This is a genomic window from Stenotrophomonas sp. YJH_SMC_43 (genome assembly GCF_059372535.1).
Window position 1 is genome coordinate 699,359 of the sequence record NZ_JCAFVQ010000003.1, and the last position, 13,974, is coordinate 713,332.

Below are 13,974 nucleotides of genomic sequence, written 5' to 3' on the forward strand. Positions count from 1 at the left end.
TGTTCTCCCTCGCGCCGGCATGCTCGTCGGCGCCGACATTGAAGTGCCAGCAAGGATCAGTCCGTGGGCTTTTCGACGATCTTCATCCGCCGCCCGATCGCCACCTCGCTGTTGATGGCGGGCCTGTTGCTGCTGGGCATCCTCGGCTACCGCAAGCTGCCGGTGTCGGCGCTGCCGGAAATCGATGCGCCCAGCCTGGTGGTCACCACCCAGTACCCCGGTGCCAATGCCACCACCATGGCTTCGCTGGTCACCACCCCGCTGGAGCGCCAGTTCGGGCAGATTTCCGGGCTGGAGTTGATGACCTCGGATTCGTCGGCGGGCCTGTCGACGATCATCCTGCAGTTCTCGATGGACCGCGACATCGACATCGCCGCGCAGGACGTGCAGGCGGCGATCCGCCAGGCCACCCTGCCCTCGTCGCTGCCCTACCAGCCGGTCTACAACCGGGTGAATCCAGCCGACGCAGCCATCGTCACCCTGAAACTGACCTCTGACACGCGCCCGCTGCGCGACGTCAACAACTACGCCGACTCGATCCTGGCCCAGCGCCTGTCGCAGGTGCAGGGCGTCGGCCTGGTCTCGATCGCCGGCAACGTGCGTCCAGCCGTGCGCATCCAGGTCAATCCGGCGCAGCTGTCGAACATGGGCCTGACCCTGGAAGAGCTGCGCAGCGCGCTGACCCAGGCCAACGTCAATGCGCCCAAGGGCTCGTTGAACGGCAAGACCCAGTCCTACAGCATCGGTACCAACGACCAGCTCACCAGTGCCGCCGAGTACCGCGACACCATCATCAGCTACAAGAACGGCCGTCCGGTGCGTTTGTCCGACGTGGCCGAAGTGGTCGATGGCGTGGAGAACGACCAGCTGGCCGCCTGGGCCGATGGCAAGCCGGCGGTGCTGCTGGAAGTGCGGCGCCAGCCCGGCGCCAACATCGTGCAGACCGTCGAGCGCATCCGCGCGATCCTGCCGCAGTTGCAGGGCGTGCTGCCAGCCGACGTGCACCTGGAGATCTTCAACGACCGTACCGAGACCATCCGCGCCTCGGTGCATGAAGTGCAGTTCACCCTGATCCTGACCATCGGCCTGGTGGTCGCAGTGATCTTCGTGTTCCTGCGCCGGCTGTGGGCCACGATCATTCCCTCGGTGGCAGTGCCACTGTCATTGGCGGGCACTTTCGCGGTGATGGCCTTCACCGGCATGTCGCTGGACAACCTCTCGCTGATGGCGCTGGTGGTGGCCACCGGCTTCGTGGTCGACGATGCGATCGTGATGATCGAGAACATCGTGCGTTACATCGAGCAAGGCAAGAGTGGCAAGGAAGCGGCCGAGATCGGTGCGCGCCAGATCGGCTTCACTGTGCTGTCGCTGACCGTGTCGCTGGTGGCAGTGTTCCTGCCGCTGCTGCTGATGCCCGGCGTCACCGGCCGCCTGTTCCATGAGTTCGCGTGGGTGCTGAGCATCGCCGTCGTGCTGTCGATGCTGATCTCGCTGACGCTGACCCCGATGATGTGCGCCTACCTGCTCAAGCCCGACGCCCTGCCCGAGGGCGAGGACGCGCATGAGCGTGCGGCGGCGGCCGGCACGCAGAACCTGTGGACGCGCACCGTCGGCCTGTACGAGCGCAGCCTGGACTGGGTGCTGGGCCACCAGCGCCTGACCCTGGCCGTGGCCGGCGGCGCACTGGTGCTGACCGTGCTGCTGTACGTGCTGATTCCCAAGGGCCTGCTGCCCGAACAGGACACCGGCCTGATCACCGGCGTGGTGCAGGCCGACCAGAACATCGCCTTCCCGCAGATGGAGCAGCGCACCAGGCAGGTCGCCGAAGCGCTGCGCCAGGATCCGGATGTGACCGGCGTGTCGGCCTTCATTGGCGCGGGCAGCATGAATCCCACGCTCAACCAGGGCCAGCTGTCGATCGTGCTGAAGGAACGCGGCGAGCGCGATGGCCTGGATGAGATCCTGCCGCGCCTGCAGAAGGCGGTGGCCGGTATTCCGGGCGTGGCGCTGTACCTGAAGCCGGTACAGGACGTAACCCTGGACACCCGCGTGGCCGCCACCGAGTACCAGTACTCGTTGTCGGACGTCGATCCGGCGACGGTGGCCACCCAGGCCACGCGCCTGACCGAAGCGCTGCGCAAGCGCCCGGAACTGGCTGACGTCGACAACAACCTGTCCAACCAGGGCCGCGCCCTCGAGCTGAACATCGACCGCGACAAGGCCAGCGTGCTGGGCGTGCCGATGCAGACCATCGACGACACGCTCTACGATGCGTTCGGCCAGCGCCAGATCTCGACCATCTTCACCGAACTCAACCAGTATCGGGTTGTACTGGAAGTGGCGCCGGAGTTCCGCACCAGCACCGCGCTGATGGAACAGCTGGCCGTTGCCTCCAATGGTGCCGGTGCGCTGACCGGTACCAATGCCACCAGCTTCGGCCAGGTCACCTCGTCGAATTCATCGACGGCTACCGGCATCGGCGCGCAGAACACCGGCATCACCGTCGGCGCCGGCAGCATCATTCCGCTCTCGGCACTGGCCGAAGGCAAGGTCAGCAGTGCGCCGCTGGTGGTCAGCCACCAGCAGCAGCTGCCAGCGGTGACGGTCTCGTTCAACGTGGCGCCAGGCTATTCGCTGTCCGACGCCGTGCGTGCGATCCAGGAGACCAAGGACAGCCTGGACATGCCGGCACACCTGCATGCCGAATTCATCGGCAAGGCCGCCGAATTCACCGGCAGCCAGACCGATGTGGTGTGGCTGCTGCTGGCCTCGCTGGTGGTGATCTACATCGTGCTGGGCGTGCTCTACGAGAGCTACATCCACCCGATCACGATCATCTCCACGCTGCCGCCGGCCGGTGTCGGCGCGCTGCTGGCGCTGATGCTGTGCGGGTTGAGCCTGTCGGTGGATGGCATCGTCGGCATCGTGCTGCTGATCGGCATCGTCAAGAAGAACGGCATCATGATGGTGGACTTCGCGATCGAGGCGCGCCGCGCCGGTGCCAATGCGCATGAAGCGATCCGCCGGGCCTGCCTGCTGCGCTTCCGTCCGATCATGATGACCACCGCCGCGGCAATGCTCGGCGCGCTGCCGCTGGCGCTGGGCACCGGCATCGGCTCGGAGCTGCGCCGCCCGCTGGGCATCGCCATCGTCGGCGGCCTGCTGCTGTCGCAGCTGGTGACCCTGTACACCACGCCGGTGATCTACCTGTACATGGAGCGCTTCTCCGAATGGCTTGCCCGCCGCCGCGAGCAGCGCGCACTGCGCGACGGATCGCTGCAGGAGCCGCAGGCATGATCCACGCCCCGCTGCCGCGGGGGGCCGCACGATGAACCTGTCCGGCCCCTTCATCCGCCGCCCGATCGGCACCGCGCTGCTGGCCATCGGCCTGTTCATGGTCGGCCTGATCTGCTACCTGCGCCTGGGCGTGTCGGCACTGCCGAACATCGAGATTCCGGTGATCTTCGTGCACGCCAGCCAATCTGGTGCCGATGCGGCAACCATGGCTTCCACGGTCACCGCGCCGCTGGAACGCCATCTCGGCCAGCTGCCGGGCATCGACCGCATGCGCTCGTCGAGCTCGGAAGGTAGCTCGTTGGTGTTCATGATCTTCCAGAGCGGCCACGACATCGATTCGGCCGCGCTGGACGTACAGACCGCGATCAACTCGGCACAGGCCGACCTGCCCTCGGGCATGGGATCGCCGATGTACCAGAAGGCGAACCCGAACGACGACCCGGTCATCGCCATCGCACTGACCTCGCAGACGCAGTCGGCCGATGAGCTGTACAACGTCGCCGACTCGCTGCTGGCGCAGCGCATCCGCCAGATCAGCGGCGTTGCCTCGGTCGACATTGCCGGTGCTTCGACGCCGGCGGTACGCGTGGACGTCAACCTGCGCCTGATGAACGCGCTGGGCCTGACTGCCGATGATCTGCGCAACGCCGTACGCGCGGCCAACGTGACCTCGCCCACCGGCTTCCTCAGCGATGGAAATACCACCACCGCGATCATCGCCAACGATTCGGTCGCGCGTGCGGCCGACTTCGCCGACCTGGTGGTGAAGACCCAGGGCGATGGCCGGGTGATCCGCCTGAAGGACATCGCCAACGTCTACGACGGCCAGCAGGATGCCTACCAGGCCGCGTGGTTCGACCACAAACCCGCCGTGGTGATGTACGTGTTCACCCGCGCCGGCGCCAACATCGTGGAAACCGTGGACCGGGTGAAGGCGCAGATTCCCGCGCTGCGCGACTACCTGCAGCCCGGCACCACGATGACGCCGTACTTCGACCGTACACCGACCATCCGCTCGTCGCTGCATGAAGTGCAGATCACCCTGCTGATCAGCCTGGCAATGGTGGTGCTGACCATGGCGCTGTTCCTGCGCCGGCTGGCGCCGACGCTGATCGCCGCCGTAACCGTGCCGCTGTCGCTGGCCGGTGCCGCGCTGGTGATGTACGTGATGGGCTTCACCCTGAACAACCTGAGCCTGCTGGCGCTGGTGATCGCGATCGGCTTCGTGGTCGACGATGCGATCGTGGTGATCGAGAACATCATGCGTCACCTCGACGAAGGCATGCCGCGGATGCAGGCGGCACTGACCGGCGCGCGCGAGATCGGCTTCACCATCGTCTCGATCACTGCCTCGCTGGTGGCGGTGTTCATTCCGCTGCTGTTCGCCAGCGGCATGATGGGCGCGTTCTTCCGCGAGTTCACCGTCACCCTGGTGGCAGCGATCGTGGTCTCGATGATCGTCTCGCTGACGCTGACCCCGGCGCTGTGCAGCCGCTTCCTCAGCGCCCACGACCACACGGCGCCGCCGTCACGCTTCGGCCGCTGGCTGGACGCCGGCCACGAGCGCATGCTGCGCATCTACACCGTGTTCCTGGACTTCTCGCTGCGCCATGCGCTGCTGCTGTCGCTGACACCGCTGCTGCTGATCGGTGCAACCATCTTCCTGTTCGGTGCAGTGAAGAAGGGCGCGTTCCCGCCGCAGGACACCGGCCTGATCTGGGGCCGCGCCAACTCCAGCGCTACGGTCTCCTTCGAGGACATGGTCAGCCGCCAGCGCCGCATCACCGACATGCTGATGGCCGACCCGGCGGTGAAGACCGTGGGCGTGCGCCTGGGCAGCGGCCGCCAGGGCTCCAGCGCACAGTTCAACGTCGAGCTGAAGTCGCGAAAGGAAGGCCGCCGCGAAACCACCGCGCATGTCCTGGCGCGTCTGAGTGCGAAGGCCGACCGCTACCCCGACCTGCAACTGCGCCTGCGCGCGATCCAGGATCTGCCCAGCAACGATGGCGGTGGCTCCAGCCAGGGCGCGCAGTACCGCATCTCGCTGCAGGGCAATGACCTGGCGTCACTGCAGGAATGGCTGCCCAAACTGCAGGCGGAGCTGAAGAAGAACCCGAAGCTGCGCGACGTCGGCACCGACGTGGACAATGCCGGCCTGCGCCAGAACATCGAGATCGACCGTGCCAAGGCAGCCCGCCTGGGTGTTTCGGTCGGCGCCATCGACGGCGCCCTGTACGGCGCGTTCGGCCAGCGCCAGATCTCGACCATCTATTCAGACATCAACCAGTACAGCGTGGTGGTCAACGCCCTGCCTTCGCAGACCGCTACGCCGGCGGCGCTCGACGAGGTGCACGTGCGTGCGCGCAACGGCGACATGGTGCCGCTCACTGCGGTGGCCAAGCAGGTGCCGGGGCTGGCGCCTTCGCAGATCACCCATGAGAACCAGTACACGACGATGGACCTCAGCTACAACCTGGCGCCGAACGTGAGCATGGGCGAAGCCAAGGCGATCATCGACGCCACCGTGGCCGGCATGCGCATGCCCGGCGACATCCGCCTGGCCGATGATGCGGGGTTCGGGTTCAACTCCGATCCCAGCGACATGCTGATCCTGGTGTTTGCCGCGATCCTGACCGTGTACCTGGTGCTGGGCATGCTCTACGAGAGCCTGATCCATCCGGTCACCATCCTGTCCACGCTGCCGGCGGCGGGCGTGGGTGCGCTGCTGGCGTTGTTCGGCACCAACACCGAACTGTCGGTGATCTCGATGATCGCGCTGGTGCTGTTGATCGGCATCGTCAAGAAGAACGCGATCATGATGATCGACTTCGCGCTGGTGGCGCAGCGCGAGCATGGGCTGGCACCGCGCGAGGCGGCACGCGAGGCCAGCATCGTACGCTTCCGTCCGATCATGATGACCACGATGGTGGCGATCCTGGCGGCGGTTCCGCTGGCGATCGGCCTGGGCGAAGGGTCCGAGCTGCGTCGTCCGCTGGGTATCGCGATGATCGGCGGCCTGCTGTTCTCGCAGAGCCTGACCCTGCTCAGCACCCCGGCGCTGTACGTGATCTTCTCCTGTCTGGCCGAGCGCTGGCGGGCACGTCGCGCGCGCAGGCGCGAAGCGAAGCTGCTCAAGCGCGCGCAGCGGGCGTAGAAGGGCCCATCCACGCACGGCGTGGATCTAGTGCAACACCTGCCTCTGGTGGGTGCGGACCGTTGGTCCGCACGCCGCTTTGGATTTGACGTGCCGTAACGAAAAGAGAACAATTCTCATCCAGCCATGGTCCTGCGCCCCTTCGCGGCGCCCCGCTGCCATCTCCGGCCAGCCTGCGTGATCCCAGCCACTGCCCCTTCCCCCACCCGTGGGCGGATGGCCTGTGGCCGTCCGTCGAGGACCACCATCGATGCTGCCTTCCCGTCTCCCCCGCCTGGCCCTGCTGGCCTCCGCCCTGTCCGCCGCCTGCGCTGCCCATGCCGAAGCGCCGGCCGTCAGCCGTAACGCCATCGATCTGGATGCGGTGAAGGTCACCGCCGAACGCACCCATACCGACGCCGGCGCACTGGGCGACCGCGCCCTGCGCGACACTCCGTTTGCGATCACCGCTGTTGGCCGCGAGCAGATCGAGCAGCGCCAGGTGGTCTCGCTGGGCGAAGCCTTCCTGCTCGACCCCTCGGTCACCACCCAGGTCAGCGCCTACGCCAGCGGCTGGAGCTCGCCCATCCGCAATCGCGGTATCGAACTGAATTTCGACAGCTATCGCGTCAATGGCCTGCAGGTCTCTTCCTGGGGTACCGAATGGCCGCTGGAAGTGATGGAACAGGTCGATCTGCTGAAAGGCCCGGGCGGTTTCCTGTACGGGTTCGGTGCACCCGGCGGCATCGTCAACTACATCACCAGGAAGCCGACGGACACGCCCACCTTCTCCGCCCAGCTGGGCTGGCGTGAACAGGGCATCGTCAGCGGCGGCATCGACGTTGGCGGACGTTTCGGCAACGAGCAGATGTTCGGCTACCGTTTCAACGCCTTCCAGGAAAAGGGCGAGACCTTCAATGGTGGGCACGTCGATCGCAAGGTTGGCGCACTGTCGCTGGATGCGCGCCTGAGCGATGTACTGACCTGGACCTTCGACGGCGTGTTCCAGTCACGCGATCTGCGCGAAGAGTCGCCGCAGTACTACTTCCGTGGCCTGACATCGCTGCCGCGACCGATTGCCGGGGATACCGACAACAGCGTACCCGGCACCTACTACGACACCCGATCCAGCCTGCTGTCGACCGGCTTGAACTGGCAGATCAACAGCAACTGGAAAGCCAGCCTGAGTTACGGCGTCACCACCTCGTGGAATGACGTCAACAAGATCTTCGCCTACATCGACAATCCCAACGGCGACTACGACGTCAACGTCTACGAACTGGGTGGCAAGAGCGAGTGGAAGCTGGCCCAGGCGATGCTGCAGGGCAGCTTCCGCACCGGCCCCCTGCAGCATCAGGTGGTGGCGGGCATCAGCCACCAGACCGGGCTGGGCTGGGACCGCCCCTACGAATGGAGCCTGATCGGCCGCGCCAACCTGTACCAGCGCCACGCGATCCGCCATGACGCCGTGGGTTTACGGGTGATGACCCGCGGCGACGAGACCGTGCAGCAGGCGGTGTTCGCGAGCGATACCGTCGATCTCGGCAGCGGCTGGTCGGTCCTGGCGGGCTGGCGCTACAACGACTACGAGACCAAGGGCCGCTACCACACCTACCCGGTCACACCGACCTACGCCGTGATGTTCAAGCCCAGCGAGGCGGTCACACTCTACGCCAGCTACATCGAATCGCTGGAAGCGGGCAGCCGCGTGGGCAACAGCTACGCCAACGCCGGCGACGTGCTCGACCCGACCATCAGCAAGCAGTACGAGATCGGCGCGAAGGTCGAGGCGGCACGCTGGAATGCGAATCTGGCGGCGTTCCGGCTGGAACGTGGCGCCAACATCGACCAGCTGATCGCCGGCAGCCTGCCTCGCCTGGTGCAGGACGGCATCACGCTGTACGAAGGCATCGAAGCCAATGGCGACCTGCACGTGACAGACGCGCTGACGGTGGGGGGCGGCGTGACCTGGCTGGACCCGACCTACGACAAGTTGTCTCCGGGCAGCGCCTCGCAGGAAGGCAAGCGCACCGCAGGTGCTGCGCGCTGGAGCGGAGTACTGCATGCCACCTACCAGCTGCCATGGGTGGATGGGCTGGAGACCTACGCCGCCGTGCGCTATTACGGCGATGTCTGGTACGACGCCGACAACACCCTGAAGCTGCCCGACTACACGCTGGTCAATGCAGGCATCGGCTATCGCCTGCTCGCCTCCGGCCACCCGGTGACCGTGCGCGCCAGCGTCGAGAACCTGGCCAACCGGAAATACTGGTCCAACGCCGGCGTCGGCCTGCCGCGTACGTTCGCTGTGAGCGTGCGGTTCGACATGTAAGGCCCGGCACCGCCGGGGGTGCGGACCGTTGGTCCGCACTCCATATTTCACGCGCAGCCCGCAATAATGGTGGGAGACCCTTCCACCGAGCCTGCATGTCCGCCCGCGAATCCCGCCTCAGCCGCCTGTGGGCCCACGAAAAGGCCAGCTACGGCCTGCGCGTGTTCATCGCCCTGACCGCAGCGCTTGCCGTGTGCTGGCAACTGGATGCGCTCACCGCCCTGCCCGGCGTGTTCCTCGGCATCATCGCCAGCGCCATCGCCGAGACCGATGACAACTGGTGGGGACGTACCAAGGCGGTACTGCTGTCGCTGCTGTGCTTCTGCCTTGCCGCCGCGTCGGTGATCTGGCTGTTCCCCTGGCCATGGATCTTCATCGGGGCGCTGGCGCTGTCCACGTTTGGGCTGACCCTGCTGGGTGCGCTCGGCGAACGCTACGCGTCGATCGCCCAGGCCACGGTAACGCTGGCGATCTACACCATGATCGGCCTGGAACAACACGGTGCCAGCGACCTGCACAGCGCGTTGGAAGCGGTCAGCCACCTGCTGGCCGGTGCGGTCTGGTACGGCCTGCTGTCGATCCTGTGGACCGCGCTGTTCGCCAACCGTCCGGTCCGCGAACGCGTGGCGCGCCTGTACGTTGAACTGGGCCGCTACCTGCAGTTGAAGGCAACACTGTTCGAGCCGGTGCGCGAGGCCGACCTGCAACGTCGCCAGCTCGACCTGGCCGAGCAGAACCGGCGCGTGGTCGGTGCGTTGAACGAGGCCAAGACCGCGATCCTCGCCCGCTTCGGCCGTTCCGGGCGGCCAGGCGTGAACTCCGGCCTGTACCTGCGCCTCTATTACATGGCACAGGATTTCCACGAGCGCGCCAGTTCCTCGCACTACCCGTACGGTGCGCTGGTCGATGCTTTCTTCCATAGCGATGTGCTGTACCGCTGCCAGCGCCTGCTCGACCTGCAGGGGCAGGCCTGCGCGCGGCTGGGCGAGGCGATCCGCCTGCGCCGTCCATTCGTGTATGGCGAAAGCAACCAGCAGGCCGGACGCGATCTGGCCGATGCGCTGGCCTACCTGCGCGACCAGCAGCGGCCGCAGTGGCAGCGACTGCTCGGCTCGCTCGACCTGCTCGTGCACAACCTGCGCAGCATCGAGCGCCGCCTGCTGGATGCGGAGCGTTCCGAGGCCAGCCTGGACAACGTCGATACCCGCCTGCGCGACAGCAACCCGCACACCCTTCGCGAGATGGGCGTGCGCGTGCGCCAGCAGCTCACGCCCGGTTCGGTCCTGTTCCGCCACGGCCTGCGCATGGCATTGGCACTGATCGCCGGTTTCGCAGCGATCCGCCTGTTCAATGCCCAGAACGGCTCATGGGTGCTGCTGACCATCGTGTTCGTATGCCGCCCCAACTTCGGTGCCACCCGCCAGCGCCTGGCGCAACGCATCGTCGGCACCGTGGCCGGCCTGGTGCTGACCTGGGCGCTGCTGCAGCTGTTCCCGCAGCTGCACGTGCAGCTGCTGATCGCGCTGCTGTCGGCGCTGTTGTTCTTCTTCACCCGCACCGACCGCTACCTGGTGGCATCGGCGGCGATCACGGTGATGGCCCTGACCTGCTTCAACCTGATCGGCGATGGCTTCGTGCTGATCGTGCCGCGCATGGTCGATACGCTGCTGGGCTGCGCGATTGCCGCCGCCGCAGCGTTCCTGATCCTGCCCGACTGGCAGGGCCGCCAGCTGCACCTCGTGCTGGCGCGCGTGCTGGACACCGCCGCACGCTACCTGGATTCGGTACTGGGCCAGTACCGCAGCGGCATGCGCGATGACCTGGCCTACCGCATCGCCCGCCGCGACATGCACAACGCCGATGCCGCGCTGTCCACCGCGCTGTCGAACATGCTGCGCGAACCGGGCCACGTGCGCCGCAACCTCGATGCCGGTTTCCATTTCCTGGCGTTGTCCAACATGCTGCTCGGCCATCTCTCGGCGCTGGGTGCGCACCGCGACCAGGTGGACAGTTACGCCGGTGATCCGCTGGCGCTGGCCGCCGGTGAGCGCGTGCGAAAGGCGCTGCAGCAGCTGTCCTCGGCCCTGGCCGCACGGCAGCCGGTCAGCGAGGACGACAATGACGCCGACCGCGCGGTGGCCGCCGAGCTGGAGCAGATCGGTGAGGCGATGCCGCCGAAGCTGCAGCTGATCCGCACGCAGATGGCGCTGGTGCTGCGGATGCTGCCGAAGGTGCGGGCGGCGGCGAATGAGGCGGTAACCAGCCTGACCTGATCCCTCATCGCTGGTCGGACATCCCATCCACGCGTGGCGTGGATCTACTGCACCGTGTGCAACCGTGTGTTGCGCCCGGCGATGCATCCCGATCACGTTTCCGCGCGGATACTGCGTGATCCCCTGGTCCTGGACTCCCCCATGAAGATCGAACTCGCCGGCCGCACGGCGCTGGTCACCGCCTCCACCGCCGGCATCGGCCTGGCGATCGCCCAGGGTCTTGCCACAGCGGGTGCGCGGGTCATTCTCAATGGCCGCAGCACCGACAGCGTCGAACGCGCCCGCCAGCGCCTGCTCGCCGCCGTTCCGGGTGCCGAGGTGATCGGCCTCGCCGCCGACCTCTCCGATGCCGCCGGCGTCGACACGCTGCTGGCGGGACTGCCCAAGGTCGACATCCTGGTTAACAACGCCGGCATTTTCGGCCCCGAGGACTTCTTCGAGACCGAAGACGCCACCTGGGAGCGTTACTGGCAGACCAACGTGATGTCCGGCGTGCGCCTGTCGCGGGCACTGCTGCCGGCGATGGTCGATGCCGGCTGGGGTCGCGTGCTGTTCATCTCCTCCGAATCGGCACGCAACATTCCCGCCGACATGATCCATTACGGGGTCAGCAAGACCGCGCAGCTGTCGCTGTCGCGCGGCCTGGCCAAGCGTGTGGCCGGCAGCGGCGTCACCGTCAACGCAGTGCTGCCCGGCCCGACCCTGTCCGATGGCTTCGCGGCGATGTTCGAAGATGAACGCCAGCGCAGTGGCAAGCCACTGGAGCAGATCGGCCGCGAGTTCGTGATGGCACACCGGCCGTCTTCGGTGATCCAGCGCACCGCCACGGTCGAGGAAGTGGCCAACATGGTGGTGTACCTGGCCTCGCCGCAGGCCTCCGCCACCTCCGGTGCGGCACTGCGCGTGGATGGCGGCGTGGTCGACGATATCGTCTGAGATCTTTCAAAGTGTGCGGACCAACGGTCCGCACCCACAGGTCCGCACCCACAGCGGATGGGCAGGAATGCTAGGCTGCGCCGGTCAAGGAGGCTCCATGTCCGGTCACAACCAGTTCGCCCTGCTGCGCCAGCGCCGTTTCCTGCCGTTCTTCGTCGTCCAGGCGCTCGGAGCGTTCAACGACAACGTGTACCGGCAGGCGATCATCAGCATGTTGCTGTTCATGGCCGTACCGGAGGAAGAACTGGGGCTGTATGCCACGCTGGCACCTGCCATCTTCATCCTGCCGTACTTCCTGTTCTCGGCACTGGCCGGGCAGATCGCCGACAAACTGGAAAAATCGCGACTGATCGTGATCACCACCACCATGGAGATCGTGATCATGTCGCTGGCGGCCACGGGCTTCCTCACCCAGAGCCTGCCGGTACTGCTGGTCGCGCTGTTCTGTACCGGCATGCAGTCAACCCTGTTCGGACCGGTGAAGTACTCGGTACTGCCCTCGGTACTCAAGCCCGAAGAGTTGACCGGTGGCAACGGTCTGGTTGAAATGGGCACCTCGATGTCGATCCTGTCCGGCATGATCGTCGGCGGCCTGGTGTTCACCGTGGCCGGCAGCCACGGCACCGTAGTGGCAGCGTGCGCGATCATCGCGCTGGCCATCTGCGGCAACATCGCCGCGCGCCTGATTCCCAAGGTCGATGCCGGCGACCCGAACCTGAAGATCAACTGGAACCCGCTGCCGGAGTCGCTTGCGGTGCTGCGCATGGCGCGCCAGCAGAAGGCGGTGCGCAATTCGATCCTAGGTGTGTCCTGGTTCTGGTTCGTCGGCACCGTGCTGACCTCGCAGCTGCCGGCCTATGCCGTGACCAACCTCGGCGGTGAGCCGACCCTGTACATCTTCGCGCTGGCCCTGTTCTCGGTCGGCACCGGCATCGGCTCGCTGCTGTGCGAGAAGCTGTCGGCACGCACGGTGGAAATCGGCCTGGTGCCGCTGGGTGCGTTCGGTATGACCGCGTTCCTGCTCGACCTGTACTTCGCCCGCAGTGGCGAAGCAACGGTGCACGGGCTGACCATCGGCACGTTCCTGCAGCAGCCGGGCAGCATCCGCATCGTCATCGACCTGATCGGCATCGGCCTGTTCACCGGCATCTTCGTGGTGCCACTGTTCGCGCTGATCCAGAGCCGCACACCGAAGGCCCAGATGTCGCGCGTGTTCGCCGCGCTGAACATCCAGAATTCCGGCTTCATCGTCGGCGCAGCCCTGCTGTCGCTGGCCGCGCACAAGCTGCTGCACTGGACCATTCCGCAGCAGTTCCTGGCGCTGGCCATCGCCAACGCGCTGGTGGCGATCTACATCTTCACCATCGTCCCCGAATTCCTGATGCGCTTCCTCAGCTGGCTGATGGTGCGCACCCTGTACCGGCTGCGCCCGCACGGCATCGAAGCGAACGTGCCCGACGAAGGCGCCGCGCTGCTGGTCTGCAACCATGTCAGCTACATGGATGCGCTGATCCTGTCGGCGACGATTCCGCGCCCGGTGCGCTTCGTCATGTACTACAGGATCTTCAACATCCCGGTGATGCGCTGGATCTTCCGCACCGCCAAGGCGATCCCGATTGCCGGCGCGCGCGAAGACCCGGCGCTGATGCAGCGCGCGTTCGATGACATAGACGCCGCGCTGGCCGAAGGCGAGCTTGTCTGCATCTTCCCCGAAGGTGCGTTGACCAAGGATGGTGCGATGGCGCCGTTCAAGTCCGGCGTCGAGAAGATCCTCGAACGGCGGCCGGTGCCGGTGGTGCCGATGGCGCTGCGCGGCATGTGGTCGAGCATGTGGAGCCGTCGCGACAGCCGCCTTGGCCGGATGCGCGTGCCACGCCGTTTCCGTGCCACCGTCGAGGTGGTGGCCGCACCGGCCGTGGATGGCCACAGCACCAGCGCACCGGTGTTGGAGGCCCAGGTGCGGGCCTTGCGCGGCGATCACGCCTGACGGTACCGGCCCGCCA

General features: G+C 66.4%; 6 protein-coding genes. All 6 read left to right on the forward strand.

Annotated features, from left to right (window positions below):
- Positions 1-63: 63 nt before the first annotated feature.
- The 6 genes from AC5QAH_RS15385 (at position 64) to AC5QAH_RS15410 (ending at position 13,958) form a co-directional block, all read left to right on the forward strand.
- Complete coding sequence (locus AC5QAH_RS15385) at positions 64-3,297, forward strand: efflux RND transporter permease subunit (RefSeq protein ID WP_100446879.1); 3,234 nt, start codon at positions 64-66, stop codon at positions 3,295-3,297.
- 31 nt (positions 3,298-3,328) lie between these two features.
- Positions 3,329-6,451 (forward strand): efflux RND transporter permease subunit, encoded by a 3,123-nt coding sequence (locus AC5QAH_RS15390; RefSeq protein WP_049453005.1) that lies wholly within the window; start codon positions 3,329-3,331, stop codon positions 6,449-6,451.
- Between the two features lie 250 nt (positions 6,452-6,701).
- A complete protein-coding gene (locus AC5QAH_RS15395; protein ID WP_049480659.1) occupies positions 6,702-8,762 on the forward strand; it encodes a TonB-dependent siderophore receptor in 2,061 nt (686 codons plus the stop codon).
- 95 nt (positions 8,763-8,857) lie between these two features.
- Positions 8,858-11,035 (forward strand): YccS family putative transporter, encoded by a 2,178-nt coding sequence (yccS, locus tag AC5QAH_RS15400; protein ID WP_313412876.1) that lies wholly within the window; start codon positions 8,858-8,860, stop codon positions 11,033-11,035.
- Between the two features lie 141 nt (positions 11,036-11,176).
- Entirely contained in the window at positions 11,177-11,971 is a 795-nt protein-coding gene (locus AC5QAH_RS15405; RefSeq protein ID WP_241885671.1) for an SDR family NAD(P)-dependent oxidoreductase, read from the forward strand.
- A gap of 97 nt (positions 11,972-12,068) precedes the next feature.
- On the forward strand, positions 12,069-13,958 hold the full coding sequence (locus AC5QAH_RS15410) for an MFS transporter (RefSeq protein WP_019336617.1): 1,890 nt from the start codon (positions 12,069-12,071) through the stop codon (positions 13,956-13,958).
- Positions 13,959-13,974: the final 16 nt, after the last annotated feature.

What these genes read in the sequence shown, in the direction of transcription:
- AC5QAH_RS15405 (WP_241885671.1), top strand. Translation starts at nt 11,177, where the DNA reads ATGAAGATCGAACTCGCCGGCCGCACGGCGCTGGTCACCGCCTCCACC.
- AC5QAH_RS15395 (WP_049480659.1), top strand. Translation starts at nt 6,702, where the DNA reads ATGCTGCCTTCCCGTCTCCCCCGCCTGGCCCTGCTGGCCTCCGCCCTG.
- yccS (WP_313412876.1), top strand. Translation starts at nt 8,858, where the DNA reads ATGTCCGCCCGCGAATCCCGCCTCAGCCGCCTGTGGGCCCACGAAAAG.
- AC5QAH_RS15390 (WP_049453005.1), top strand. Translation starts at nt 3,329, where the DNA reads ATGAACCTGTCCGGCCCCTTCATCCGCCGCCCGATCGGCACCGCGCTG.
- AC5QAH_RS15410 (WP_019336617.1), top strand. Translation starts at nt 12,069, where the DNA reads ATGTCCGGTCACAACCAGTTCGCCCTGCTGCGCCAGCGCCGTTTCCTG.